The following is a 26,793-nucleotide window of genomic DNA, read 5'->3' on the forward strand; positions in this document are numbered from 1 at the left end:
TGACATGATATGGCGAAGCACCATAAAGCATACAAGTTCCGTTTGTATCCAACAGAAGAACAAGCACTTCTTATGCGTAAAACCTTCGATTGTGTCAGATTCGTATACAACAAAATGTTAGCAGAACGTAAAGAAATCTATGAGAAATATAAAGACGATAAGGATCAACGAAAGAAGCATAAGCTTCCAACTCCTGCGAAATATAAAGTAGAATTTGAGTGATTAAAAGAAGTGGATTCCCTCGCCTTAGCCAATGCTCAACTCCATTTGCAAACTTCATATCAGAATTTCTTTAGTGGTCAGAATGCCTTTCCTACGTTCAAGAACAAAAAGGATAGAAAGTCGTATACAACCAATCTTGTAAACGGAAACATTATGCTATTTGCTCGTCATATCAAATTACCAAAGCTAAAGATGGTACGGATCAAACAACATAGAGATATACCGAGTCACCATACCATGAAGTCTTGCACGATCTCTATGACCGCTTCGGGCAAGTATTATATATCGATCCTGACGGAGTATGAGCAGGTAATCGTGCAAAAAGAAGTGAAATCCGTTGTAGGTTTAGATTTTGCTATGTCTGAATTGTACGTTAGTAGTGAAGGTGAGAAAGCCAATTACCCTCGTTTCTATCGTCAAATGTTAGAACAATTAGCAAAATCACAGCACGTTCTATCGAGAAGAACAAAAGGCTCTGTTCGTTGGAATAAGCAACGTATAACCGTAGCTAAGTTACATGAAAAGGTAGCAAACCAACGCAAGAATTTCTTACATCACAAGTCAAAAGAATTAGCTACAGCGTTTGATTTAGTCGCAATCGAAGACTTGAACATGAAAGGAATGTCACAGGCCCTTCACTTTGGTAAAAGTGTGGCGGACAATGGTTGGGGTATGTTCACCACTTTCTTAACCTACAAATTACAAGAACAAGGAAAACAACTGATCAAAATAGACAAATGGTATCCATCCACAAAGACATGCAGTCATTGTGGCCGTATCAAAGAGATTTCCTTGTCTGAACGCGTATATACCTGTACATGTGGTGCAAATCTGGATAGAGATTATAACGCCGCAATCAATATTAAATATGAAGGAATGCGCTTATTCGCGTGATCTTAAATAGAATTAAAGAACCTTTGGAACAAGGGTGATAGCTCGGCGGTCTAAGACTAATTCGTTAGCTACTAAAAGTAACGATGAACCGAGAAACCCCCACTTCAAGACCTGTAAAGGGGTAAGTGGTGGGAGTAGTTCACGAAAATAAAAAAGCTACTTGCACAAATCGCAATGAAGCTTTTGGTCCAGATTTTGTTAGTAATCAATGATGTTCCACTCTCTATCTTCCTATCTTTCAATATTTCTATGTTCGCTAGATAATTGGTTCGATATTATTTGTGATAGTAAAGAATTATACTACTAAAATATATTTTAATCTAATTAAAATGGCTCAACCTCATAATAAGTACTTGACTGTTCAAATTTGTATACGTAAGCGGACATCAGGTACGCTATGGGCATGATTGATCATTTTTCAGATAGTGGACTCACAGGACCTTATTTCTGCGTTCTCCGCTCATTTCGAGTTTACGCGGACTCACAGGACCTTAATCACTCGTTTGCTAGTAAATGTTCAGTATTAAACGATCAATAGAGTACTGTGAGTCCTCTTACATCCTAAAGTGTTGGTTTTTAGCTAAATAGCGTCCTGTGAGTCCGCTCGTATGTGCTTCATTCCCCACTTGATTACCATCCGTACACAATGAAGATCATTTTTGTGCTTCATTCTCCACTTGCGTCGTAGCAATACCAAAAGTAGCGTCAAAGTGCGTGAAATGGAGCTACTTCCGCATATCCGTATGTCCATTCATATTTCGTCAAGCGCTGGTTTTGGTTTTGAGCCATTTAAAATTTGTAAATAATCAATTATCGTTCCGTGTAATTATATATAGATATTGTTTGCAACCATAAATCGGAAAAGGTAGACTAAAAGTAATTATTAAAGTCTGCTTTTTGATTAGATCAATGAGTTGGAGTGATACGATGCAATTATTTCAGGTGAAAGACGGTTCTAATGAAATAAAGCTTATGAAAGTATATTTGGAAGACAACTATGTAAGCTTCGGTTGGAAAGAGATTGGGGACTTAGAAAATATTAGTGAAGCAGAATTTAGAAGCAAAGCGCTTCTTTCGGTAAACGCTGTTGGCACTGAGCAGATCGAATGGATAAGACAACTAGAGGAAATTAATGCTTTTGTGTATAGCATGCAGGATGGAGATTATATCGTAATGGTAAGTGATGGTTTCGTTCATATTGGCGATGTGGGAGACTATTACTATGTGAACGGATTAGATGATGAGGAAATTAATAGCTCTCATCGTAGAGGTGTGACGTGGTTAAAGTGCGTTCCAATAGAGAAGTTAACTGAAGAACTACAAATGTTCGTAGGTCAGCAAGCAAATATTTCAAAGTTCGATCGACTAGTATCTTATGAATTATTAGAGAGTTGGTTAGAAGACGATAACCGTAATGATTATGCAAAAGCATCGCTTGTAGATAAGCAAACTATCGAGGATGCTATAAATATACTGAAAACAGCAATGCTTTCGGATGATGTAGAGAGAAGAGAACGTGCAGCTATTGCAATACTGCAATATGCTAAGTAAACAATAAGGATTGAGCTCTCTGCATCTCGCAGTGCTCAATCCTTATTGTTGTGTATTGGATTATCTAGTTTATGCTGTTGGCATTAATTTTTGACTATTATCTAGATGGGCTAGAGAGTAGTCGCTGGAGCTAATCGCCTATAGAAATGCCGCGTTATTTTCAATCAATTGAATTCGTTGCTGTACACAAGCATAGGAACGAAGCGGGTCAGCTGGTGTATTGATGGCGTAATCAAGCAGCTGATCGATCGTAGAAGTCGCAACATGGCAACGAGTATCAGATGAAGCATAGTAGATAAACACTTTGCCATCTTCATTAACAACAGCACCATTGCAGAACGTAACATTCGATACATCACCAACTCGTTCTTCACCTGTAGGAGCAATGAGATGACCGCCAGGAGCATAGATAACCTTCGTAGGATCGTCAAGACTTGTGATGAACACATAGATGACATAGCGAAGTCCCGCAGCCGTATTACGTACGCCATGAGCAAGATGAAGCCAGCCTTTGTCCGTTTTCAATGGAGCAGGACCTTGACCATTTTTCACTTCTTTGATCGTATGATAATGACGTTCGTCGATAATGATCTCCTCGTCAATAACAGCTTGCTCGATACCATCTGATAATCCCCATCCGATTCCCCCACCTGAACCAGTATCGATGAATCCATCTTGTGGGCGAGTATAGAGAGCATACTTGCCATCGACAAATTCTGGATGAAGGACTACATTGCGTTGCTGATTAGATTTTGTCTGTAAATCAGCAAGACGTTCCCATTGCTTCAAATCTTTTGTACGAGCGATGCCGCATTGTGCAATTGCACTTGATAGATCCCCCGGTGCAGCATTAGCATCTTTGCGTTCTGTACAGAACAAGCCATAAATCCAGCCATCTTCATGCTGAACAAGTCTCATATCATACACATTAATATCTGGATTATTCGTTTCAGGCAGTACAACCGGTTGATCCCAGAAGCGGAAGCCGTCAACACCATTGTCGCTTTCAGCTATAGCAAAAAACGACTTGCGATCATTACCTTCCACGCGAGCTACCAAATAATATTTGCCATCCAAGTAAATTGCCCCAGGATTGAACACACAATGAATACCCAATCTCTCCATAAAGAATGGATTAGTTTCTGGGTTAAAATCATACTGCCAATGTACCGGAGCATGTGCCGCTGTTAAAATAGGGTGTTGATAACGATCATAGATTCCATTACCCAGTTGCTCTGCATAGTTAGGGCGAGTAATAAGCTCCTCATATCGTGCAATAATCTGTTGCTTTCGTTCATTAAATAAAGACATAATAACCCTCCCAATAATAAGTAATAGTATACATCACATCGTGATCATAAGCGGATTAGCATTTCGAAGCACATCCGGCTATTATGATATGGACACTTCCATGCACTAATCTTCTGTAAATTATCGCTTGGCGTGCCGTCTCGCACTATACTCCAATACCACTCTCCATATTGTCGATCGATGAGATACTTCTGAATAAAATCCCAAGTTTGCTGGGATGCCTGGAGAAATCTATCATCGTTCGTCATTTGGTAGGCATTATAAAATCCAACAACTGCCTCAGCTTGCGGCCACCAATCTTTATGGTCATCAATAATCTGCCCATGTTCAGCTTCATTGAACAAAGCACCGTCGTCATCTATCCCGTGGAGTAGTACAGCTTCAGCCATTTGTAATGCTGTTTGCTTTACACGCTCTAGTAGAACTTCATCCCCCAGTACTTCAGCAGCCTCAACTAGCAGCCAGCTACCTTCAATATCATGACCGTAAGAGACATGCGCTGATTGAGAGTTCCATTTTTCATCGAAAAACAGGCGGAAATGTCCAGATTCTGAATCGACGATATGCAGAACTGTAATCTCTATCAATTCACGCAACTTCACAGACAATTGCACTGAAGGCCATACGCGATACAAATTCGTATAAGCTTCCATAATGTGTAGATGAGTATTCATTGATTTCTTTTCATTCAAATCTTTATTACTTAGACTGAGATCATCCGTGTCTCCCCAATCTTTAGTTAATGCTTCGATATAACCTTTATAGTTGTGATCGTAGCCATGTTGCTCTAGCAATTGAAAGAGTTCAATGGCATGTTCAAGCGCTGCTTCATCTTGTACTGCACGATAATACTCACTAAAAGCGTAGATCGCAAATGCTTGACCATATATTTGTTTCTTCGTTTCTAGTGGTTCACCCTTTGCATTAAGCATCCAATATAAGCCACCATTGTCGCAATCAATGAAATGTTCGTTCAAATAGTGATAGGCTCTCTGGGCCATAATTAAATACTCACTATTCTGATCCAAGCGATATGCTACTGAAAAAGTCCACAGAATTCGTGTGTTAAGGACAAGGCTCTTCGGGGCATTTTCAATAATCGTTAAATCACGTTGTACTTCTCCGAGAAAGCCTCCATTCAAGTCATCGATGCTATGTTTAAGCCAAAAGTCGAGAATACCTTCCTTTAACTCCGATTCGAACTTCTCTTTCCATTGTTGCATTGCATTATGATTATTGATCATGATCATCCCTCGTTTGCTCAACATAATAGTGCCTTACGGTCGTTTCAGCTAATTTGCCATACATACAATAATCATTGTTTTTTGGAGCTTCAGAAATAGAATAAAGTTGAGCTGGCCAATCCCATAGCATAAATCCTCTTACCCATTCACGTTTGGCAGATGCAGTGAACATCGCTTCGTAAAATTGTTGTTGTGCCAACTCGCTTACTTCTCCTTGAAGTCCCCAATCATTAGGCAGAAATTGCGAACCTTCACGACTAGGACAACCAGCCTCCATGAAGAAAAATGGTTTGTCATATTGTTCAACAACCGTTTCAATACGTTCGAGCTGTTGCTCCCATTGATCGACTGGGTAATATCCACTCGATGAGATGATATCTACAGCATCCCACCACTTTACTTCATTTTCTTGATATTTATCACAGTTATAAGTAATGAGTCCGTCATACACTTCTCGAACCGCCTGAATAACTTCACGCCATTGTTGCTCACGGCGGTCAGTTTGAACCATCTCACATCCAATACAAAGCATTTCACAATTCATTTCTTGTGCTAACTTTGCATAATGCACCATGAATTGACGATAGGATACGAACCAATCACTCCATTTCGGCTCACAAGGAACATCGATATCGAAAAAATTAATATGCGCGCGCCAAGTACCATCACTGCAGTTAACGACAGGCTTCAAACATACTTTCAAACCAAGCCGCTTTGCACTAGTAATTGCATAACGAATCTCATCATCGGTGACAGTAGGTTCTTCTTGATAGCGAATAACTGTTGCTTGAGGATGATCTTGTAAGGCAGCGAATGTGATGGCAGTCCAATTGATCGCTAGTGAATCATTCATTAGTTGTAATGACTCATCAGCCTTATTATTAGCCCATGTGCCGCGAATACCAGTCCAGCCCCAAGTCATACCTGCGATATACGATAATGTTTGGCTCATTGAAACACTCCTTAAACTTGTTATATTTGTTAGTTATAAATGAATATTAGTTATATAACAAGTAAACATGAAATGTATATGAATTGGCAAGACATTTTTGAAAATATTACTTATTTTTGGTTAATCGCATGAGAAATTATAGCACTTCTTTCATTTTGAAATAACGTCATCTTTTAAGGAATGACAATTTAAACGAAAGTATTAAAGACATTAGAAGACTATAAATAGCATTTCAAACCATTTTATCAAGAAACTAAATATAATAAACTTAATTATGTTAGCGTTTACAAAAATGATTGGGGGAAAAACAATGAAAAAGAGTATTTCGTTATTGTTAGCAGTATTCGTTATGCTAACTGTGTTATCAGCTTGTGGTAGTAATACAAAAAGTGAGCCAGGAACTAGTCCAGCAACAAGTCCGGAAAATAGCTCAGCAGTTAACGAAAAGATTAGTGGGGAAATTATCTTTCTAACAAACCGGACAGATATGATTGGAGAGGCATACGACGACTATGCCAAACGCTTCAAGGAAAAGTATCCGGATGTAGATGTTAAGTTTGAAGCTATACAGGATTACGATGCGACACTTAAGGTGCGCATGAATTCAGGAGAGTTCCCGGATGTTGTTTTTTTACCAACATTAGCTAACTCAGAGTTTTCTGAATACTTTGCTCCACTGAATGATATTGAATTTTCAAGTGAGATCTATTTCTCAGAGTTAAGAAGTCATGAAGGTCAAATGTATGGTATTTCCTCAGGGGCTTCAACAGTAGGTATCGTATACAACAAAGAAGCATTCGAAAAAGCTGGAATTACTGAAATACCACAAACTTACGATGAATTTCTTGCAGCTTGTGAGCAGTTAAAGCAAGCAGGTATTGTCCCTCTAGCTTCTAACTTCAAAGACAAATGGCCACTGGATGTGTGGGTATATGATATGCCTTCTTTAACAGGTGAAGCTTCTGATCACCAGAACAAACGTGCAGAAACAGATACACCATATACATTGGATAACGCATACGGAAAATCTTGGGATATTATTCGCGAACTTTATACTAAAGGATACCTAGAACAAGACGTTAACTCTACGAATTGGGAACAATCCAAAAAGGACGTTGCAAATGGGACATTCGGTATGTACTTACTTGGTAACTGGGTAATTAATCAAGTTATCGAAAATGGAGCAGAAGCAGATAATATTGGTTTCTTTCCGTTCCCAGTTGATAATAGCGGTCAAGCAAAAGCTCCACTTAACCCTGACTTCTTCTATGCTGTTAATAAAAATGGTAATGTTCCTGCAGCAAAAGCATTCATCCAATGGCTAATTGAGGATTCTGGTTATGATGATTTTGCTGGATTTATCCCTACACTGAAATCAAAAGAACCCAAGTTGGCTCAATTAGCTGAATTTAATAGTTTCGAAGTGAAATATTTTGAACCAGCTCAGCCTTTAGATCTAGCAACAGAAATTCAAAACCAAGCTCGTCTTGATCAGGCATCAACTGTACAAGAATTTGTATTGTCAGATGATCCTCAAAGCGTATTAGATAAAGTGAATAAATCTTGGGCAAAAGCAAGAAAAGATTTGGGCGTATCACAATAAAAAGCTAAGCATAGGGGGATTATCGGTAGCGATGATCCTCTAATGCTATTACACCTGAATGAAAGGCAGTGACGATTGATGTTTAACAACCTATCGTTTCACACTCAAAAGAGAATCGTACTCATCTCTTTCATTACAATTCCATTAGTGCTCCTTTTTACATTTGCATATTATCCAGCACTTGAATTGTTCCGTCTAAGTTTTATGAAGTGGAATGGAGTGAGTGCTCATAAGGAATGGATTGGTTTTGCTAACTATATTGAGGTGTTTTCCGATCCGAGTATATTTAGCGTATTCAAACATAATTTCGCATACTTTGTGGTAGGTATTATACAGAATATTCTCGCTCTTTTCTTCGCGGTATTACTTAATACTAAGTTAAGAGGGCGTAATGGTTTTAGATTATTATTATTTCTTCCTTATATATTGAACGGGGTAGCTGTAGCTTACTTATTCGGATATGTATTCGATACGACAAATGGATCACTGAATTATTTACTAGGTGAATTAGGCTTTGACCGATTAGCACAAACAAGTTGGTTAGGAACAAAAGAGTATGTGAACTATACGCTGGCATCAGTTGGTTTATGGCGATTTATGGGCTTTAATATGGTGATTTATCTAGGAGCTTTACAATCAATTCCAAAAGATTTGTATGAAGCAGCTTCAATTGATGGTGCAAACGGATGGCAGAAGTTTACGAGAATCACACTGCCTAATATATATAAGATCATTGAGCTTAATTTGTTTTTAACCGTAACTGGAGCTTTAGAAGTGTTTGACCTACCATTCGTATTGACGAAAGGTGGACCCGCCCATGCAAGTGAAACATTTGTAATGAAAATCATTGAAACAGCATTCCAATTTAATAATTTTGGTCTAGCTTCCGCAATGAGCGTTGTATTACTCGTATTCGTTGTCTTCGTACTTTCAATTCAACGATACATTCTTTCAAGGAAGGATGATTAGCATGAGCGCAATGAAAAACGTACAGCAAGCATTGAAATACATTATATTATCGCTAGCAGGTTTTGTTATCCTATTTCCACCTTATATTATTGTTGTTAATGCTTTTAAGACGAAGGAGAAATTCAATCAGACTTCAGCTATTTCATTGCCAGATTCCCTGTTTTACTTTGAAAATTTCGCGAAGGCATTTAAGCAAGCTACAATTCCATTAGCATTTGGCAATACATTAACGATCATATTGGTTACGTTAGCGTTCAATATATTGTTAGGATCAGCGTTTTGTTATGCGATTTCACGTTTTCAGTTTAAGTTTCAAGGAGCAATAGTGGGGTTGTTTCTATTTGCTACCATTATTCCACAAATAACTACACAAGTAGTTAATTACAAAACGATAATGGCATTAGGTCTAACAAACAATCTGATGGGACCAGTATTATTATATGTGGGAGCAGACATAATCCAGATTTATATTTACCTACAGTTTATCCGAAATATTCCTTATGAGCTTGATGAAAGTGCTATGATTGAAGGAGCATCCTTAATTAGAATTTACCGTACAATTATTTTCCCTTTACTAGCCCCAGCAACGGTAACGATCATTATATTGAAGACGATTGCTATTTATAATGATTTCTTCGTACCTTACTTATATTTACCAAGAGCTGAACATGTAGTCGTATCAACCTCATTGATGCGGTTTTTCGGAAATAATAGTGGCGATTGGCAGCTAATCTCTGCTGCGATTCTTATTATTATGATTCCTACAGCGATAATGTATATGTTTTTACAACGTTATATTTTTGCTGGTGTAACGAGTGGTGCAGTGAAGTAAGTCGTTATCATACTCAATTTCGTAGGAGGTGTGCATAATGAATGTCATTATTGTAGACGACGAACTAATGATTCGTGCTGGATTTGAGAAGATGATTAGCAGATTAAATATGAATATACAGGTTATAGGATCATATAGTAATGGCTTTGATGCACTAACTCATATCGATAAAATTGGCGATCATGAAATAGATTTATTGATTACTGATATTAAAATGCCGATGATGGATGGCTTGAAGCTGATCGAAGCTACGCAAGGGCGAAAGTTTGCGAAAATGGTGTTTAGTGGTTTTAGCGAATTTGATTATGCTCGCAAGGCGTTACGGTATGGAGCATGTGATTATTTATTGAAACCAATCGACAAGCAACAATTATTAAATGTGTTAATACGTATTAAGCAACAAAAGCATGCCCAATTTGATGAGCACTCGTTAACGAATTACGAGGATTTACCTGCGGAACCAATGGATGCAGGTAAAGTTCATCATGCGATTGAAAAACTGAAAAATATATTAGTAGAACAATATGATCGCAACTTTGATCTTGAACTAATATCTGAAACGATAGGAATGAGCTCCCATTATTTAAGTCGTCTATTCAAACAGAAAACGGGTGTAACGATTACCGATTACTTAATTGACATTCGAATCGACAAAGCAAAGCAATATTTGATCAATTATCCCCATATGAAAAATTATGAAATTTCGCAATCTGTCGGATACGGTGATCCAGTCTATTTTCAGAAATTGTTCAAAAAAGTAACAGGATATACACCTAGAGAATATAAAGATATTCATCACTAATGATAAAATGTGTTGAACTGAATTTCGATATGGATGCAAGCTTATGCATCACTTATACCGTTAGTAAGATATGAGGAAACTCAGCTTGATGATCCCTTTTCTTCATCTAATCTAAAGTTACTTAGTGATTTATTGAGTACGAATCAATATAATATAAGGATGATGAAGTTACATAGAAGTTAATAAAAGTTCTTTATGCTTTTGAGGTGCTTTTCATTGCTGAGAAGTATATCGAGGAGTTAATGAAAAGTTTAAGGAGGGTGTTATTATTAAAAAAAATCGTGATTGGTTGCTTCCAATTATTATTATCATCATGAGTAGTTTATACATATTTGTATCGAATTTGATGCTTTTTAAGCTTATTCCGATGGTTTTAATTATTGTGTATGGTTGTCTACAATTACCGAAAAAGAAGGAACTACATCATTATCTAGTTATTCTTGGTTTATTATTTTGTATGCTTGGTGACTATTCGTTACAATGGTTTATCATTGGGTTATTCAGTTTTTTAGTGGGGCATATTTTTTATATATTTGCCTTTAATCTAAGGAGAAGTAAAGGGAAATCTAATAAATTAATTGGTCTATGTATTAGTGTTTATGCTATTATTATGGCGGTTATTATGGTTATGTCATTAATCGAGGGACAAAACAACAGTCTAGTCATCCCTATTATTTTGTATATTGCCGTCATATCACTAATGGTATGGATGGCATCGTTAACGAAAAATATATGGGTAATTGTAGGAAGTTTGTGCTTTATGGTGTCGGATTCTATTCTTGCATTGAATTTGTTCGTAGTACCAATTGAATTTTCATCGCTGTTAATTATGAGTACATATTATGGAGCTCAATTCTGTATTGCTAGAAGTTTACGTATGCAATCATCAAGCTCATAGGTAAGTGAAAAAAAAGTTTGTAAATCGACAAATGGAATAGCTAGTATATTTGGTAAATTCTCGCTATAATAGTTTTGTTACAGTAAACATATTTACATAATTTATCTTACATAAGAAGGAGCACAACATGATTAAACAGTTTGTAATGAATCAAAAAGTATCGGTAAAATTAATGGTTCTCATCGTATCATTAATTGTATTTATGATTTTGATGGGGATTGTTGGGATTTACTCAGTTAACAAGATTAACAATAATGCTAGAGTGATGTATGAAGACCAGATGATGGCTAATGAGTATTTGAGTCAGCTAATTACTGCAAATGTACAAATTGAAACGAATGAGCTAGAGCTTGTTTTAAATCAATTTAATGTAGATCTATTTGCGCTCAATGAAGCTATTGCTTTATTAAAGGCTAGTGAAAAGGAAATACAATTAAAAGTAGAAAAACTTCCGATGACTGAGACATCAGCAGCATTATATGCACTCTATAAGGAACAGGAAGTTATTGTTAATGAGGAATTTTTGAAGGTGCAAGAACGAATTGACGAAGGGAAAAATTTAGAGGCATTTATGTATTTTGAAAATCGTCTAAGTGGCGCACGGGCTACGATTTTGTCAACATTGAGAGAAATAAAGCAAATTAATATGGATGAAGTAGCTTATACTAATGAATCAAATAGAGCTGATGCTAATACAAGTAGAACAGTTATTTTTTCTGTTTTAGTTATTATTCTTGTAGTTGCAGGACTAGTTGGTTACTTTGTCTATATCACGATCAAACAGCCGATTAATCAACTGATTTCTGATATGAAACAGGTTGAAGAAGGTAATCTTCTTGTTAGAAGTGAGTATAAATGGAACAATGAATTCGGTAATCTATCTGCAAGCTTTAATAATATGGTGGGCGGATTGTACAATATTGTTACTAAAATGTCTAGTAATTCTGAATCTGTTGCAGCTAGCTCAGAGCAATTACTTGCTGCTGCTGAACAATCGACCGAACATACTTCCAAAATTGCATCAGATATGCACAATATTGCTAATACAGCAGAATCTCAGTTTATGCATGCACAAGAGTCAACCCGTTCTATGGAGGAAGTAGCAATAGGGATTCAACGAATTTCCGAATCAGCGGCTAATGTATCTGAATTGGCGAATGTTGCTAATGACCAAGCGATAATTGGCCAGGAGCGTATGCAAGCAATTAAAAGTCAGATGACTTCCATTCTAGATGGCTCGCTACAAACCTCCGAGGTTATCCAGAAGTTTTCCGAGCAATCCAATGGGATTGGTCGTTCAGTTACTTATATCCACGAAATTGCGGAACAAGTAAATTTACTTGCGTTAAATGCTTCCATTGAAGCGGCAAGAGCAGGTGAGCATGGTAAAGGATTTGCAGTAGTAGCAAGTGAAATACGAAACTTGGCAGATTCTTCCAAAACAGCTGCCAAAGATATATCAACTTTAGTTACTCAAATTCAAAAGCAATCAAAAGTTGCAGTAGAGATAGTTGAGCGTGAAAAGCATGAAGCGACACAAGGGATGAAAGAAGTTCAATTGACATACGAAGTATTCGAAGAAATTGTTGGGTCCATTAATGTTTTGAATTATCAATTGCAAGAAGTAACAGCTTCTTCTGAGGAAATGTCTGCAAGCTCTCAGCAAGTTACTGCAGCATTGATGGAGATGACACAGTTATCAGATACAGCTTCGGAGCAGGCGAAAAAAGTTTCTGAAGTTGCGAAAGAACAAGAGCAAATTATGAATGAAGTGAAAGATAACGTTCAAGGTTTGACGAATGTGGCGGAGGAGTTACAACAGGAATCACAAAGATTCAAAATCAACTAGTAGGGGAAGTTCAAAAAGCAGACTTTGATAACGATGATTGGCTACGTAGCGTAATCGACATCGCATCTGAAGCGAACTTGGAAAGTACGGTTCGCGTGTACCAATAACGTACACTTGCGCTTCCGCCTTTCTCAAGTAGCGCTTCACCTGCTTGATTCTGAAAGCCCGCTTTTTGAACCTTCATTGTAGGGGAAGTTCAAAAAGCAGACTTTGATAACGATGATTGGCTACGTAGCGTAATCGACATCGCATCTGAAGCGAACTTGGAAAGTACGGTTCGCATGTACCAATAACGTACATTTGCGCTTCCGCCTTTCTCAAGTAGCGCTTCACCTGCTTGATTCTGAAAGCCCGCTTTTTGAACCTTCATTGTAGGGGAAGTTCAAAAAGCAGACTTTGATAACGATGATTGGCTACGTAGCGTAATCGACATCGCATCTGAAGCGAACTTGGAAAGTACGGTTCGCATGTACCATTAACGTACACTTGCGCTTCCGCCTTTCTCAAGTAGCGCTTCACCTGCTCGGTTCTGAAAGCCCGCTTTTTGAACCTTCATTGTAGGGGAAGTTCAAAAAGCAGACTTTGATAACGATGATTGGCTACGTAGCGTAATCGACATCGCATCTGAAGCGAACTTGGAAAGTACGGTTCGCATGTACCAATAACGTACATTTGCGCTTCCGCCTTTCTCAAGTAGCGCTTCACCTGCTCGATTCTGAAAGCCCGCTTTTTGAACCTTCATTGTAAGGGGAAGTTCAAAAAGCAGACTTTGATAACGATGATTATGCTGACGTAACTTAGTCGAATCTGAACCTTCATTTTAAGCTTCGTGCAGAAGATTGATTGCTTGTGTACTCGTACCGTACACGTTGCTGGGTTTTGTTACATTGTTTGTGATAGTGATGATTGGCTACGTAGCGTAATTATCGTCGATAATAAGGCAAACGGGGATGTCCTGAAAGTCATTGTAAAATGACTGAGGACATCCCCGTTTTATTTACTTTTGCACCACGCGAAACAGTATTTATACGTTCACGATGTAGATACGACTTGTTTCTTCCCAAATATGACCTGGTTCAAGTGTCACAAGTCCGATCTGCTCGGCTGGAAGTGAACTATTCGGTGCATTTACAAGGTTAAGCTGTGGCTCAGGGCAGAAGAAGGTACCGCCTGCACCATTGTTCCAAATCATCCATTGCTTATAAGATGCACCAACATCATAGATTAGTTTTAATCCTAGACGGTTGTCAGTAAGCTCCATCATATTACGACCATTTTTAGTTGAACTTGTGTAATGGTTGTCCATCGACTCCCAAAACGGATTAAGACCAGAGCCGTTCATCTTTTGTTCTTCACTTGTTAAAGCTTGATACTTACCTGTGGGAAGCATTCTTTCATTCAATTCCCAACGGTTTCCCATAGTCATTGTGAAAGAATAGTCTTCCTTCGAACTACCTGCAGCAAATGGCGCATTGATCGCAGTATGGAACGCGATCATACAAGGCATAGCTGTTGTACCATTGTTATGAACAGATACATGCTGCAATAGACCTTGATCACTCAAAGAGTAACGTAGCTTTAATGTGAATTGATGAGGTAAGTACTGATAGATCTCATGACTCTCATCAATAGAAATAGACAATACAACATAGCTTTCAGTAGCCGTTGTATTGAAATCGTCAACATTCCACTGAGCAGTATGGAAAAATCCGTGTAGATGGTTGCCAGTGGCTTCTTCATTGACTGGGAATACATATTTGTGACCGTTAAATGTAAATGTACCATCTTCATAGCGATTCGGTGGGAATAGTACTGGAATGCCATGAATACCTGGATTTGCACGAAAGTCATTCATTTCAGCAGCCGCTGGTTCTCTTAATAGAGTTAGGTTGCGTTCATGATCACGAAAGGCAATTAGATTTGCTCCTACTTTAGGAAGAACAGCGCTTTCATACTGTCCCCATTGCAGCCAAATGGCAGCTTCATCATGAAATAATCCTTCAAATGCTTTGCTTTGTGTAGTCAATATAATTCCTCCTAAAACTTTTCATAGCTTCTCGATAATCATCACAGTAGATGAAAAGTACATCGGAAGCATAAGCCAAACTTTTCATAGCTTCTCGATAATCATCACTGTAGATGAAAAGTACATCGAAAGCATACGCCAAACTTTTCATAGCTTCTCGATAATCATCACTGTAGATGAAAAGTACATCGAAAGCATAAGCTAAACTTTTCATAGCTTCTCGATAATCAGCATATCAGCATTGGAGAAAACAAACAACCGCTAACATAAGATTAGCGGTTGTTTCGTTAGCTCTATGTCTTTAGCTTATCTGCTGCAATTGCTTCAGTTTCAATTCATTCCGCTTGCTTACGGAAAGAATTTTAGTGCTTGTAAAGTCACTACCAAAAGAAATAGCACCAGACCCAATCGATTTGATTCGAGATACGTTAATATAGCAAGTAGAGCTAATTGCAAAGTATCCCTTTGTTCTAGTCAATTGTTTTAGTTCAGACTGAGAAAGCTGAACTTTTCTGCTGAAATTACTTCCGTGAAAACTGACAAGCCCTTCTGATCCTATTTTGTAAAATAAGATCTCTTGCTCTAGATCAAAATCTTTACACATTGTACGTTCATTTAACGCAACACTCAACATTCGAATACCCCCTAGATAATCTAATAACTGAAATGTTAGCGTTTACATTGTACCATGAAATAAAAATTTTGGGTAGTCTTGAAAAAAATATTGTGTAGTATTAGCACCATATGGTAATGTCAAATGATATATGCTTTACTAGTGAAATATATGAATGAATTGAGAGGCAGGTCCTTTTTGTGTCCAGATCAGCGAGAACTTCTTCATCAGCTACGACAATGCAATCATTAACGGTTTATTCTATTTTATTTGCTGTAAGCGCGGTACATATGTTGAATGATTCGATGCAAGTTGTAGTTTCAGCGTTATTTCCGATATTTAAAGACTCGCTTCAATTAACGTATGCACAAATTGGTTGGATTGCTTTTACATTAAATATGACCTCTTCCGTTATGCAGCCAGTAGTTGGATTATGGTCAGATAAGCGTCCAACGCCTTGGTTGCTGCTAGCTGGGATGGGCAGTAGTCTAATTGGGATCGCAGCACTTTCGTTTGCACCAACATTTTGGTTGGTTTTGCTCGCAGTTATATGTATTGGTCTTGGTTCAGCAGTCTTTCATCCAGAAGGATCACGTGTCGTGTACTTAGCTGCGGGTCAGAAGCGCGGACTTGCACAGTCTATTTATCAGGTTGGCGGTAACTTCGGCTCATCATTAGCTCCACTTATGACCATTTTTATTTTTGTGCCACTTGGACAGCGTGGTGCAATCTGGGGGACATTGCTGGCAGTAGCAGCGATCGTTATACTATTGTACGTAGTGCCGTGGTATCGTAAGCAGCTAGCAATCAATGGTTCAGTTTCAATGAAGAAGAAGGCAGCGGCAGTAACTTTACAAAATCCGATACCATCAAACATTGTATATATTGGTATGGGAATTTTAATGACGATCGTATTTGCTCGTTCATGGTATAGTTCAGCAATTGGTAACTACTATCAATTTTATGCACAGGAGCAATATGCACTGCCCATTCAACAGGCTCAAATTCCACTTTATTTGTTTATGATATTTGGCGTCGTCGGAACGTTTTTCGGAGGGATGTTTGCGGATCGAATTGGGAGAAGAACGATGATGATTGTTTCGCTTGTAGGATCAATTCCATTAGCGTTAATTCTGCCACATTTACCGTTAATGTGGGTATATCCAGTGATTGCATTGTTAGGACTGATTCTACAATCAGGCTTTTCGGTAAGTGTCGTCTATGCACAAGAATTAATGCCAGGAAAAGTCGGCACAGCATCAGGGCTAATTACCGGATTTGCATTCGGTATGGGAGCAGTTGGTTCGGTCGTGCTCGGTAATCTGGCTGATGTGAAGACGATGGAATTTGTGATGATAGGGGCAAGTCTATTACCACTCTTTGGCTTTCTATCACTGTTGCTACCAAAGGATCGTGCTAGATAAGATGAGCTATTATATTGCATTTAGAAGTGTCTACCATTGCGTGGACACTTCTTTGTTGTTTCTATTATTAAATCGGAATAATGTTCTTAAGCTGCTGTAGTAGAGCGCAATCTAGTTCGCTGAAGATGGTATTTATTAGACAAATTCCAAATATTTATCTAATATTGTACTAAAGTAACATTTGCAAGCGAGGTGATTAAAATAATTAAAAATATATTTAATATTAAAACATTAAGAAATCAAATTTTTCTTAGCTATATGGTTATTATGATTGCCATTTTATCGTCAGTAGGTTTCTATTTGTACGACCAAGTATCCAAATTACTACAAGTAAATACAGAGCGTCATATGGAGAATACTGCGGTACAAGCTACTGGAAACATAAAGCTATTATTGAATCAAATTGACAACTTCACTGCACAGATCGCTACTAACGCGGTTGTACAATCGATGATGCAGCAAGAATTGAATGGCAAGCCGTTATCGTTTGATGCTCGGCAACAACTACAACAAGAAGTTAGAAAGCATGAAGCTTATATGAAAGGCATCCGTTCTATAGAGCTATACACAACCGACTATTCGACACTACTGCCGCTTACCGAGGATAAATTGGATGATCGTCTATCCACAGAATGGATTGCCAAGGCAGATCAGGGCAAAGGTGAATTGGTTTGGCTAGGTACGGATGTGAATAATCCAGATATAGTCATTGCTATGCGGCATGTGCGATTAATGAATCAATCATTCGCGCAAGCTGGTTACTTGCTGATTTATTTGGATGTTAATTATTTTGAACTGACTGATCTTTCAGTGGATGGTGATAGTGCCGTTGCTAGTAATGAATATATGTGGCTGACTGATAATATTGGAACAATATTGAATACAAATAGTCCTGAAAACATAGTCCTTCCTCAGTCAATTACTATACAAAACTCAATAAATATTGATGGCAAATATTATTATGGAGTGCAACGTAATATTGAAGATGTGAATTGGCAAATTAGTATTTTAACACCGGTGGATGAAGCAACGGAAGGGATCTCAGTGCTTAGAACAGGAATTATTATTTCTTTGCTTGCTGGTATTATACTTTTTCTAATAGCTACTTATTTTCTATCGGGAATGATTAGTAAGCCTATTCTCCGATTAATACGAGCAATGCGAGTGGCCAGACTGGGCACACTCAAAGTCATTCCGATAGAATCAGCAACGATAGAAATTAATGAATTGAATCATACGTACAATCAGATGGTTGAGTCGCTGAATGGACTAATTAAGATGGTGTATGAGAAAGAAATATTACAAAGTCAGACGGAATTGAAAGCATTGCAAGCACAGATTAACCCGCATTTTCTATTCAATACATTAGAGGCATTGTATTGGGAGATGGAGACTCGTGGAGAAGAACAACTTGCTGAAGCTATCGTTGCAATGTCGGGGATTTTCAGATATGTCATTAATCGAGATGAGCAGGACGAATGGGTCACGCTCGGTGATGAGTTAGATCATGCAGAGCGCTACTTGAAAATTATGAAGATGAGAATGATGGATCGCTTGGAATGGAGTATCGAGGTTGATCCAGACTGCAGAGTGATTGTCATGCCCAAGCTACTTGTACAACCGTTAATTGAAAATGCCATTTATCACGGTGTAGAACAACAAATTGGATCAGGTATTGTAAAACTGAGTGTAGTTGAAAATTTATCTGAGCAGCATATTCGAATTAACGTTACAGATAATGGACCTGGGATGAGTGAGCAGCAGGTTGACGAGATTATGGAGCGTATTAAGCGAAAAAAACGTGGCATTCAAGGGGACAATCAAGAGGGGAAATCGACAGGTGTAGGGCTTAGTATTACCGAGCAACGTATTAAATTATATTTTGGAACAGAAAGTGAAGGTCTGATAATTGAAAGTGAAAAAGGAAAAGGGACAACCGTCTCATTCGATATACCAATTGTACTAAAGGGGGAATAACGTTGAAGACAATTTTAATTGTAGATGATGAACCTCGCACAAGAGATGGAATTCGAAAGGTACTTGAAGTATGGTCCGCAGGGAAATATCGGATTGAGACGGCTGCTAATGGGATAGCAGCGCTAGAGTGGCTAGAATATAATGAAGCTCATTTGCTAATTAGTGATATAAGGATGCCGGAATTAACGGGCTTAGAATTGGTTGAGAAGTTAGAGAAGTTAGAGAACAGGCCGAATGTTATTCTAGTATCTGGTTATTCAGACTTCTCGTATGCACAGCAAGCGTTGCGATTTGGCGTTGTTGATTATTTGTTGAAGCCCATTGATAAAGCTAGTCTCATACAAGCGATTGATAAAGCTATGTTACGTGTAGAAGAGCAAGAGCGTTATAAAGTAATGGCTGAAGTAGTAGACGCGAAGCGGTTAGAAGTGGCGCAGCAGTCAAGTCAAAATCCACATATTAATACTGCACTAACGTATATTCATGAACATTTGTCGGAGCAAATTACGATGAAAGAGATGTCAGATCAATTACACATGAATGCAAGTTATTTCAGTGTATTGTTCAAGGAGCAAGTAGGCTTAACATTTTCGGATTATGTGACGAGAGGAAGAATGCAATTAGCGAAAGAATTGCTGCTTACGACGAATGATTCAATGGCGGATATAGCGGAGCAAGTAGGTTATCAGACTGATAAATATTTCGGGAAAGTATTTCGTACCGTAGCAGGTATAAGTCCCGCGCAATATCGCAAAGAAAAAAACTTTCACAAAAATATAACAATCCAATAATAGTGGTAATAATCCCAAAATGTATGCCCTTACAACTAGGCGATGTGCTTGTTAAAATAAATATGAAGCTAATAAGTCCACGAAAGCTTACAAAACAAAAGGGGTTGTGTAATCGTGTACAAAAATAAAAAGATGTTGGTTCTATTAACGCTATGTTTCACATTATTGGTTGCTGGATGTGGTAGTAACTCATCTAAAGAAGGAAAATCTCCAGCAGATGGTGGTAACAAAGCAGGAACAGAAAAAGTAACGATCAATTTCATGCATTTATGGCCAGAAGGTATTTCAGCGGGTCAGAATAAAATTGTAAATGAAATTATTAACGATTATCAAACTGAACATACAAATGTAACGATCAAGACGGAAGTGCTTGAAAATGAGCAATATAAAAATAAGCTAAAAGTATTATCTTCATCTAACAAGCTACCAGATGTAGGCGTAACTTGGGCAGCAGGCTTTATGCAACCTTATGTAGAAGGTAATTTATTTGCACCAATCGAAGAGCTTTTGGCTGGTTCACTTAAAGATCAATTCGTTGCAGGCACTACGGAGGCGTATTCAATGAATGATCATACGTACGCACTACCGTTAGAATTCAATATCGCTCCAATTTACTATAACAAAGATATCTTTGAACAATACAGCTTAGAAATACCCACAACATATGAGGAGTTCCAAAATGTTGTGAAAGTACTTGTAGAAAATGGAATTACTCCGATTGCTCTTGGTAACAAGGATCGTTGGACGGGTTCACTTTGGTATATGTATTTTGCTGATCGCATTGCTGGTCAAGAAACATTGGCAGGAGCTATTCAAGGCACAAAATCTTTTGCTGATCCAGGATTAGTTCAAGCAGCTACAGAGGTGCAAAATCTAGTTAACGCTAACGCATTTAACAAAGGCTTCAACGGCTTATCTAATGATGAAGGGAAATCAGAGTTTGTTAATGAGAAAGCAGCTATGTACTTGATGGGAACTTGGGAATTACCAAACTTCACAACGAATGAGGATTACACACAAGAATTCAGAGATAAAGTAGGCTTCTTCAAATTCCCAGTAGTTGATGGTGGTAAAGGTAATATTGATGGCTGGGTTGGTGGTCCTGGTGTTGGACTATTCGTCGCTGAAAACTCTAAAGTGAAAGAAGAATCTAAAGCATTTGTAGAGTACTTTGTTCAAAAATGGGGTGAACGTGCTGTAACTGGTGCGGGTGTTATTCCAGCAACGAAAGTAGATACTTCTACATTGGATCTTCCTGCATTATATATCGATTTGTTCAATGAAATGAGCAAAGCTAGCAGCATTACATTATTCGCTGATGTACAGATGGAATCTGATGACGCTGAAGTACATCTTAATCAAATCCAAGCTTTATTCGGTAAAGCAAATACTCCAGAGCAATTTGCACAAGAACATGATACATCAATTTCTGCGGGACAATAAGATGTAGCGTATAACCTATATCTAGAAATGGCTTATCTGTACATTAATCAGATAAGCCATTTCTTTCAATTATTGGCCCATGAAAGGAGTTATTACTAATGGATAAAGTTATGTCTAACAAAGGAATTATTGCATTATATGTATTGCCAGCCTTGCTTTTCATTATTGCGATTGTATATATACCTATTGTATTAACAGGCTATTATGGTCTTCATGAATGGAATGGTATCGGTTCAATGACGTTTATTGGGCTAGAAAACTACAGTGGGGTACTACAAGATAAAGATTTTTGGAGTAGTGCAGGTCACTCGCTTCTATTAGCAGTCTTCTCTACATTGAGTTTAGTACTGTATTTGGCAGTAGCATTAGTGCTATCTTCCAAAATTAAAGGATCAAATTTATTACGGAAAATTTATCTTATACCTATGCTATTATCATCAGTAGCTATCGCACAATTATGGATGAAAATTTATCATCCGACGAACGGGATAATTAATACTCTATTAGAAGCATTAGGTTTTACCAATACACCAGAATGGTTAGCGAATCCGTCCATTGTGTTATATGCACTTATCATTCCGATTATTTGGCAATATGCTGGGTTTTATATATTGATCTATTATGCTGCTTTGAAAAACATACCGTCATCACTTGAAGAGGCAGCAACGATTGATGGTGCAAATGCTTTCCAAATTGCCTACAAAATCAAATTACCTCTAGCGATGGAAGTAATTAAAGTTACGATTGTCCTGGCTCTTGTAGGGTCATTGAAATATTTTGATTTGATCTATGTTATGACCAATGGTGGTCCTAATGGAGCAAGTGAAGTAATGGCCTCCTATATGTATCGCATTGCATTCAAATCTTATGACTTTGGTTACGCTAGTGCAATAGGTTTCTTTCTATTAGTGATCTGTCTAGTTGTAACTTGGATTGTTCGTAAATTAACAGCAACTAAAGAACAAATTCAATATTCATGAGATTATGCTTCCAAAGTAACCTTCCATATAACGAGAAGTTATTTCGAAAGTGAATGAAAAGTTATAGCCTATGCTTTCGATGTACTTTTCTTACAGAGAATTATCTTATGAAGTAACGAAAAGTTTTAGCCTATGCTTTCGATGTACTTTTCTTACAGAGAAGTATCTTATGAAGTAACGAAAAGTTTTAGGAGGAAATGAATGATGCAGGGAACAATTCCAATCAAACATAAAAAAACTAGTCATAACAATAACATAATAAATAAAATCGGCTATAGTGTACTGTATGTTGTACTTGCAGGCGTAGCAGTATTTCAACTATTTCCTTTAGTCTGGTTAATGTTCTTCTCACTGAAAAACAATCAAGAAATATTCAATATGCCACCATTAGCTCTGCCTACAAATCCAAAATGGGAAAACTACGCCAAAGTATGGAATTCCGGAAATATTGATCTATATTTCTTAAATAGTGTATGGATTACGATTGCTGCAACAGCGATAACAATATTAGTTGCGAGTTTAGTAACATTCGCGATTACACGGATGAAATGGAAAGGCAGCTCGTTCGTGTTAGGATTATTTATGGTGGCCATGATGATACCTGTTCATTCCACGTTAATCCCGCTATTCAATTTGTTTAGTAAAGCTCATCTTATTGATAATCCACTATCATTAATTGCAAGCTATGTGGCATTTAATATGCCCATTACCATTATGATATTACTAGGATTCTATTACACGCTTCCGAAAGAAGTTGAAGAAGCAGCAGTTATCGATGGATGTTCAGTGCATAAGGTTTTCTTCAGAATCATATTTCCAATGACAAGTTCTGTGCTTGCAACGACAGGTATTATTAATATTATTTATAATTGGAATGAGTTTATTTTTGTTAATACATTCATTAGCTCAGATAAATACAAAACACTTACTGTCGGCATTCAAAATTTTATTGGACAATATACAACAGACTGGGGTGCGATTGGCGCTACACTGATGATAAGTATATTACCTATACTTATCGCATTCCTATTCCTATCTGATAAAATTGTAGAAGGTATTGCGGCAGGTTCTGTTAAAGGATAAGCTCAGAGATCTATTTCTACTGTAGGCAAATGAATATAATGTGTAATTATCAATTTTAGGAAATATATAGATACTATTTTTGAATTATGATATATTAGTTGTAGCGAAGAAGCACTTCCAGAGAAATCTTGGAGGTGCTTCTTTTTTTCGTTCTTCGAGGGATTTTTTTTGTTGGAATAGTGAGTGCAACTACTATTCTCCGTGTAACCAATCATATAAAAAATTAAAGTTATCATTAAAACTAAAAAACTTTAAGGAGAGATTATTATGAAAAAAACAATCACATTATTATTATCCATCGTACTACTATTTGGTCTTGTTGGTTCTGTAGGTGCAGCATCAAAAGATGTTCCAATGTTCAAAGTGAATGGTAAGTTGTTCGTAACGCCAGCTGGTGAGCCAGCACCATATGTTAACAAAGACAACCGTACAATGGGTTCTCTACGATTGATCGCTAGTGCATTGGGAGTTGAAAACAATAATATTAAATGGTCGTCAGCAACGAATACAGCGACTCTAGTACGTGGTGAAAATACAGTTTCTGTTGTTGTTGGTAAAAAAGAAATTACCGTTAATGGTAAGAAAGTGGTTATGGATACTGTTTCTGAAATGAAAAAAGGTCGTGTATTCATTCCTGCAAGATTTATTGCACAAGGGTTAGGTGTAAAGATCGGTTATGATGCTGCTACTGGTACAGTATTGTTCAACACAGGGGAAGTTGCAAAACACAACTTTGAGGATTATGGATTAACAGCGCTTGAGAAGTTGCCACTAGAATTAACAGCTAATGGATTGAAAATGACGGTTAATGAAGTGTATGTATATCCAACGAGTGCAGCAGAAGCAAAGGCACTAGATAGCAAGTATGATATTTGGAAGTTTGAAGATGCTTATTACCTTGTATGGGTGAATGTAACGCTAGAGAATGTTTCTAAGAAGCGTATTGCTACAGACTATAGCGATATGTTGAGAAAGGTTTCAGTTATTAATGGGAAGAGTAATGAAATGACTTATTCGTTTTCTTGGTTAGATAAATATGATGGATTCAACAATACAGAACTTCTTGCAAACTGGGAACTTAACCCTGGTGAAAGACTAACAAGTAATATTCCATTTGTAGATTTAGTTAATAAAGAATTAGAGTTTATTGGTGTAAGTGTTCTAAACGGTAATACTTCAAATTATGAGAGAATAGCAGAAAAAGGAGATAAGTAGATGAAAAAGATTGTAGCTATATTACTAGCTTTGACGCTTCTAACACCACTAGTTTCTAGTGGTGTTAAAGCTGAAACTAATACAGTTGATGAAACCGAGATAATTACAACGGTGTTAAATTCTAATCTTGCGCAGCGAACGATTGAAATTAAATTTCCGAAAGAAGCAGAAAATATAGTAAAAGGTTCTTTTAAGATTTCGGGACAAGGTGAGATTGTCGGAGAACCTAAAGTAGATACAGAAACAAGAACAATAACTGTAACACTTAAAGGAAAAGAAAAAGTAGTGAGTTCAAAGACGGTACAAGGATATAGGGATAAAGAAGAATCAGGGTTTCCTTCCAATCCAGGTAATGCGATGTGTCGTTACAGTGACGGTATAGATTGGCAAATTGCATCGGTCAAAACAACAGACTTTTCACAAACTCAATTTAGGTTCTCTAATATGAAAGGTATGCCAAGCGATGTTCCTTATGAATCTCTAAAAAAACAATTGATAGCAACCTTTGTAGAGATTAAACTGCCCACAACAGGAATATCTTGGTTTGAAGTTAAATTAGATGAAAACGGTAAACCTGTTTTAGATAAAAAGGGAAATGAAGTTTTGGTGAGTTTCCCTGCAAATCAAGTTAATACAAATACTATCGAGTTACCAACAAAAGCAGTAAAGTCATCAATGGGAAGTCCGATTTTTCCAAATGGATACGATAAAAAAAATCCGAAAATTGGAGTGCAATATAATGCAACAGACGTTAGACCATTAAAATCTTTAGGGGTTATTGATACGAAAAACCCTTTATTCTTAACGGGTCATGCAGCTTGCTATATGTACGCTAGTCCAATGGAATACTATGTAACGGCTACCACAATACCAGCTAAATCTTACGATTATAGCGGAACGATCTCATTCCAATATACGAAGCCAACTAATGCCTATATCGTAGCAACATTAACGGCTGATCCAACAAGCACTAAGTTTGATGATAAAGATGTAAAAGTAAAATTAACTCTTGATGGTGAAGTAAAGAATTTAAGTAGTCCTGGAGCGATAGATTATTACATGCTCTACATCCGAACGGAAGATAGTTCGATCAATCCCCCTGGAATAGAGATAAAAGCCAACGGAAAATTAAAAGTTAGTGCTTCTTTAGATTTTACGATTCCTAAAAGTAAGATGACTAATAAAATCGAATATACAGAAATCTATGTTGGTCGAATATTTGCTTACTATAAAGCAAGTTCATACTTTGTAGATCCAGTCAACGGAAAATTTATGGATTCGGGGCAAGTGAGAGCTACCTCTTTAGTTTATAAAGAACAGACACCACCGCCATCACCACCGCCATTGAAAAAGAAACCGACGGCAATCATTGAATCAGATTCCGAAGTGCTGCTAGGTGACGATATTTATATCAACGGCTATGAATCATACGATGAAGACGGCACGATTGAAACCTATGATTGGACGATGAGTGGTGCTAAAGATCCAATTACGAAAAATGAAGGCGATGGATGGATATGGTATGACAAATTAGGACCGAAAACGATAGATTTATGCGTAATCGATGATGATAGTTTACTAGATTGTACGAAGCATTCACTTATTGTTACAGAGCCGATCGTTACAGCCAGTATCAACCAAACAGGTACATTGAAAGAAAATAGAAAAGTAATCTTTACCGCAAATGGCACAACCTCCTCGCGTTATCCGATTGTAGATAGTAAAACAACGTGGAAGATCGAATCTGCATATGGTGAAATCCCCCAAACACAAATAAAAACTAACAGCCCCCTTAAAGGACAGAAAAGCATCGATGTACTTTTCAAAAAGCCAGGCGAATACAAAGTAACATTGTACATGGAAAACACATTAGGCTATACCGATGAAATATCAAGAATCTATACGATTCTACCCGATGAAGTGCCTTATACTAACTTTACATTCCAGGAGAAAATCTATCGAGATCCAGTGAAGGGCAATCTAGCAACATTTGAACTTACCGATCGTTCCTATTCTACTGATGGTGATCAGATTGCAAAGCGTAATTGGTTTGTCATTTTTGATGCGAATAACGATGGCATCTACAACGAACCGAAAGTGTTATTCCAAAGTGG

The 26,793-nt window shown here is 37.5% G+C and carries 24 protein-coding genes and 1 pseudogene; 16 read left to right on the forward strand and 9 right to left on the reverse strand.

Annotation, left to right across the window (positions count from 1 at the left end):
* Nucleotides 1-9 precede the first annotated feature (9 nt).
* Nucleotides 10-1,116, forward strand: a pseudogene (locus tag AC1TPB_RS16405) (RNA-guided endonuclease TnpB family protein).
* A gap of 927 nt (nucleotides 1,117-2,043) precedes the next feature.
* Nucleotides 2,044-2,667: a hypothetical protein gene (locus tag AC1TPB_RS16410; protein WP_482077489.1), complete on the forward strand. Its 624-nt coding sequence runs from the start codon at nucleotides 2,044-2,046 to the stop codon at nucleotides 2,665-2,667.
* Between the two features lie 138 nt (nucleotides 2,668-2,805).
* Here the strand turns inward: AC1TPB_RS16410 and AC1TPB_RS16415 are convergent, their stop codons facing one another.
* The 3 genes from AC1TPB_RS16415 to AC1TPB_RS16425 are packed head-to-tail and all read right to left on the reverse strand — an operon-like array spanning nucleotide 2,806 to nucleotide 6,174.
* Nucleotides 2,806-3,978 carry a glycoside hydrolase family 130 protein gene (locus tag AC1TPB_RS16415; protein ID WP_482077490.1) on the reverse strand — a complete coding sequence of 391 codons (1,173 nt, stop codon included), beginning with the start codon at nucleotides 3,976-3,978 and terminating at the stop codon, nucleotides 2,806-2,808.
* A gap of 44 nt (nucleotides 3,979-4,022) precedes the next feature.
* Nucleotides 4,023-5,222: an AGE family epimerase/isomerase gene (locus AC1TPB_RS16420; protein ID WP_482077491.1), complete on the reverse strand. Its 1,200-nt coding sequence runs from the start codon at nucleotides 5,220-5,222 to the stop codon at nucleotides 4,023-4,025.
* Nucleotides 5,212-6,174, reverse strand: a complete 963-nt coding sequence (locus tag AC1TPB_RS16425; protein WP_482077492.1) for a glycoside hydrolase family 113 — start codon at nucleotides 6,172-6,174, stop codon at nucleotides 5,212-5,214. Before AC1TPB_RS16425 ends, AC1TPB_RS16420 begins: the two co-directional genes overlap by 11 nt.
* A gap of 310 nt (nucleotides 6,175-6,484) precedes the next feature.
* On the opposite strand from AC1TPB_RS16425, the gene AC1TPB_RS16430 reads away from it, so the two are divergent.
* The 6 genes from AC1TPB_RS16430 to AC1TPB_RS16455 all read left to right on the forward strand — a co-directional run bounded on the left by AC1TPB_RS16430 (nucleotide 6,485) and on the right by AC1TPB_RS16455 (nucleotide 13,127).
* The gene (locus tag AC1TPB_RS16430; RefSeq protein ID WP_482077493.1) at nucleotides 6,485-7,777 is read left to right on the forward strand and encodes an ABC transporter substrate-binding protein; all 1,293 of its coding nucleotides are present in this window, start codon (nucleotides 6,485-6,487) and stop codon (nucleotides 7,775-7,777) included.
* A gap of 78 nt (nucleotides 7,778-7,855) precedes the next feature.
* Nucleotides 7,856-8,746, forward strand: coding sequence for a carbohydrate ABC transporter permease (locus tag AC1TPB_RS16435; protein WP_482077494.1), 891 nt, complete (start codon nucleotides 7,856-7,858; stop codon nucleotides 8,744-8,746).
* Nucleotide 8,747: 1 nt separating this feature from the next.
* Complete coding sequence (locus AC1TPB_RS16440) at nucleotides 8,748-9,578, forward strand: carbohydrate ABC transporter permease (protein ID WP_482077495.1); 831 nt, start codon at nucleotides 8,748-8,750, stop codon at nucleotides 9,576-9,578.
* 37 nt (nucleotides 9,579-9,615) lie between these two features.
* On the forward strand, nucleotides 9,616-10,380 hold the full coding sequence (locus AC1TPB_RS16445; protein ID WP_482077496.1) for a response regulator transcription factor: 765 nt from the start codon (nucleotides 9,616-9,618) through the stop codon (nucleotides 10,378-10,380).
* A 313-nt stretch (nucleotides 10,381-10,693) separates the two neighbouring features.
* On the forward strand, nucleotides 10,694-11,278 hold the full coding sequence (locus tag AC1TPB_RS16450) for a lysoplasmalogenase (RefSeq protein ID WP_482077497.1): 585 nt from the start codon (nucleotides 10,694-10,696) through the stop codon (nucleotides 11,276-11,278).
* Nucleotides 11,279-11,405: 127 nt separating this feature from the next.
* Nucleotides 11,406-13,127 (forward strand): methyl-accepting chemotaxis protein, encoded by a 1,722-nt coding sequence (locus AC1TPB_RS16455; protein ID WP_482077498.1) that lies wholly within the window; start codon nucleotides 11,406-11,408, stop codon nucleotides 13,125-13,127.
* 10 nt (nucleotides 13,128-13,137) lie between these two features.
* Here the strand turns inward: AC1TPB_RS16455 and AC1TPB_RS16460 are convergent, their stop codons facing one another.
* The 6 genes from AC1TPB_RS16460 to AC1TPB_RS16485 all read right to left on the reverse strand — a co-directional run bounded on the left by AC1TPB_RS16460 (nucleotide 13,138) and on the right by AC1TPB_RS16485 (nucleotide 15,787).
* Nucleotides 13,138-13,311, reverse strand: coding sequence for a hypothetical protein (locus AC1TPB_RS16460; protein ID WP_482077499.1), 174 nt, complete (start codon nucleotides 13,309-13,311; stop codon nucleotides 13,138-13,140).
* 12 nt (nucleotides 13,312-13,323) lie between these two features.
* Nucleotides 13,324-13,497, reverse strand: a complete 174-nt coding sequence (locus AC1TPB_RS16465) for a hypothetical protein (protein ID WP_482077500.1) — start codon at nucleotides 13,495-13,497, stop codon at nucleotides 13,324-13,326.
* Between the two features lie 198 nt (nucleotides 13,498-13,695).
* Nucleotides 13,696-13,869, reverse strand: coding sequence for a hypothetical protein (locus tag AC1TPB_RS16470; protein ID WP_482077501.1), 174 nt, complete (start codon nucleotides 13,867-13,869; stop codon nucleotides 13,696-13,698).
* A 282-nt stretch (nucleotides 13,870-14,151) separates the two neighbouring features.
* Complete coding sequence (locus AC1TPB_RS16475) at nucleotides 14,152-15,153, reverse strand: aldose epimerase family protein (RefSeq protein WP_482077502.1); 1,002 nt, start codon at nucleotides 15,151-15,153, stop codon at nucleotides 14,152-14,154.
* Nucleotides 15,128-15,367 (reverse strand): hypothetical protein, encoded by a 240-nt coding sequence (locus AC1TPB_RS16480; RefSeq protein WP_482077503.1) that lies wholly within the window; start codon nucleotides 15,365-15,367, stop codon nucleotides 15,128-15,130. The genes AC1TPB_RS16475 and AC1TPB_RS16480 overlap by 26 nt, the downstream gene beginning before the upstream one ends.
* 87 nt (nucleotides 15,368-15,454) lie before the next feature.
* On the reverse strand, nucleotides 15,455-15,787 hold the full coding sequence (locus tag AC1TPB_RS16485; protein WP_482062368.1) for a hypothetical protein: 333 nt from the start codon (nucleotides 15,785-15,787) through the stop codon (nucleotides 15,455-15,457).
* A 218-nt stretch (nucleotides 15,788-16,005) separates the two neighbouring features.
* Between AC1TPB_RS16485 and AC1TPB_RS16490 the strand changes: the two genes are divergently transcribed.
* The 8 genes from AC1TPB_RS16490 to AC1TPB_RS16525 all read left to right on the forward strand — a co-directional run.
* Nucleotides 16,006-17,190 carry an MFS transporter gene (locus tag AC1TPB_RS16490; RefSeq protein WP_482077515.1) on the forward strand — a complete coding sequence of 395 codons (1,185 nt, stop codon included), beginning with the start codon at nucleotides 16,006-16,008 and terminating at the stop codon, nucleotides 17,188-17,190.
* 192 nt (nucleotides 17,191-17,382) lie between these two features.
* Entirely contained in the window at nucleotides 17,383-19,167 is a 1,785-nt protein-coding gene (locus tag AC1TPB_RS16495) for a cache domain-containing sensor histidine kinase (protein ID WP_482077504.1), read from the forward strand.
* Between the two features lie 2 nt (nucleotides 19,168-19,169).
* On the forward strand, nucleotides 19,170-19,958 hold the full coding sequence (locus AC1TPB_RS16500) for a response regulator transcription factor (protein ID WP_482077505.1): 789 nt from the start codon (nucleotides 19,170-19,172) through the stop codon (nucleotides 19,956-19,958).
* A 132-nt stretch (nucleotides 19,959-20,090) separates the two neighbouring features.
* Nucleotides 20,091-21,401: an extracellular solute-binding protein gene (locus tag AC1TPB_RS16505; RefSeq protein ID WP_482077516.1), complete on the forward strand. Its 1,311-nt coding sequence runs from the start codon at nucleotides 20,091-20,093 to the stop codon at nucleotides 21,399-21,401.
* A 98-nt stretch (nucleotides 21,402-21,499) separates the two neighbouring features.
* Nucleotides 21,500-22,381, forward strand: coding sequence for a carbohydrate ABC transporter permease (locus tag AC1TPB_RS16510; RefSeq protein ID WP_482077506.1), 882 nt, complete (start codon nucleotides 21,500-21,502; stop codon nucleotides 22,379-22,381).
* 204 nt (nucleotides 22,382-22,585) lie between these two features.
* A complete protein-coding gene (locus AC1TPB_RS16515) occupies nucleotides 22,586-23,464 on the forward strand; it encodes a carbohydrate ABC transporter permease (protein ID WP_482077517.1) in 879 nt (292 codons plus the stop codon).
* A gap of 267 nt (nucleotides 23,465-23,731) precedes the next feature.
* Complete coding sequence (locus tag AC1TPB_RS16520; protein ID WP_482077507.1) at nucleotides 23,732-24,679, forward strand: copper amine oxidase N-terminal domain-containing protein; 948 nt, start codon at nucleotides 23,732-23,734, stop codon at nucleotides 24,677-24,679.
* Nucleotides 24,680-26,793 (forward strand): hypothetical protein (locus tag AC1TPB_RS16525; RefSeq protein WP_482077508.1); only part of this gene is annotated, 2,114 nt, incomplete at its 3' end.

The organism is Paenibacillus sp. Y951 (assembly GCF_056786395.1).

Bases quoted from the DNA above. Each gene is read 5' to 3' on its own strand.
- AC1TPB_RS16455 (WP_482077498.1), top strand. From the start codon at position 11,406: ATGATTAAACAGTTTGTAATGAATCAAAAAGTATCGGTAAAATTAATG.
- AC1TPB_RS16490 (WP_482077515.1), top strand. From the start codon at position 16,006: ATGCAATCATTAACGGTTTATTCTATTTTATTTGCTGTAAGCGCGGTA.
- AC1TPB_RS16420 (WP_482077491.1), bottom strand. From the start codon at position 5,222: ATGATCAATAATCATAATGCAATGCAACAATGGAAAGAGAAGTTCGAA.
- AC1TPB_RS16485 (WP_482062368.1), bottom strand. From the start codon at position 15,787: ATGTTGAGTGTTGCGTTAAATGAACGTACAATGTGTAAAGATTTTGAT.
- AC1TPB_RS16445 (WP_482077496.1), top strand. From the start codon at position 9,616: ATGAATGTCATTATTGTAGACGACGAACTAATGATTCGTGCTGGATTT.
- AC1TPB_RS16440 (WP_482077495.1), top strand. From the start codon at position 8,748: ATGAGCGCAATGAAAAACGTACAGCAAGCATTGAAATACATTATATTA.
- AC1TPB_RS16510 (WP_482077506.1), top strand. From the start codon at position 21,500: ATGGATAAAGTTATGTCTAACAAAGGAATTATTGCATTATATGTATTG.
- AC1TPB_RS16470 (WP_482077501.1), bottom strand. From the start codon at position 13,869: ATGAAGGTTCAAAAAGCGGGCTTTCAGAATCGAGCAGGTGAAGCGCTA.
- AC1TPB_RS16430 (WP_482077493.1), top strand. From the start codon at position 6,485: ATGAAAAAGAGTATTTCGTTATTGTTAGCAGTATTCGTTATGCTAACT.
- AC1TPB_RS16515 (WP_482077517.1), top strand. From the start codon at position 22,586: ATGCAGGGAACAATTCCAATCAAACATAAAAAAACTAGTCATAACAAT.
- AC1TPB_RS16505 (WP_482077516.1), top strand. From the start codon at position 20,091: ATGTTGGTTCTATTAACGCTATGTTTCACATTATTGGTTGCTGGATGT.
- AC1TPB_RS16520 (WP_482077507.1), top strand. From the start codon at position 23,732: ATGAAAAAAACAATCACATTATTATTATCCATCGTACTACTATTTGGT.
- AC1TPB_RS16450 (WP_482077497.1), top strand. From the start codon at position 10,694: ATGAGTAGTTTATACATATTTGTATCGAATTTGATGCTTTTTAAGCTT.
- AC1TPB_RS16410 (WP_482077489.1), top strand. From the start codon at position 2,044: ATGCAATTATTTCAGGTGAAAGACGGTTCTAATGAAATAAAGCTTATG.
- AC1TPB_RS16425 (WP_482077492.1), bottom strand. From the start codon at position 6,174: ATGAGCCAAACATTATCGTATATCGCAGGTATGACTTGGGGCTGGACT.
- AC1TPB_RS16415 (WP_482077490.1), bottom strand. From the start codon at position 3,978: ATGTCTTTATTTAATGAACGAAAGCAACAGATTATTGCACGATATGAG.
- AC1TPB_RS16480 (WP_482077503.1), bottom strand. From the start codon at position 15,367: ATGAAAAGTTTAGCTTATGCTTTCGATGTACTTTTCATCTACAGTGAT.
- AC1TPB_RS16460 (WP_482077499.1), bottom strand. From the start codon at position 13,311: ATGAAGGTTCAAAAAGCGGGCTTTCAGAATCAAGCAGGTGAAGCGCTA.
- AC1TPB_RS16435 (WP_482077494.1), top strand. From the start codon at position 7,856: ATGTTTAACAACCTATCGTTTCACACTCAAAAGAGAATCGTACTCATC.
- AC1TPB_RS16465 (WP_482077500.1), bottom strand. From the start codon at position 13,497: ATGAAGGTTCAAAAAGCGGGCTTTCAGAATCAAGCAGGTGAAGCGCTA.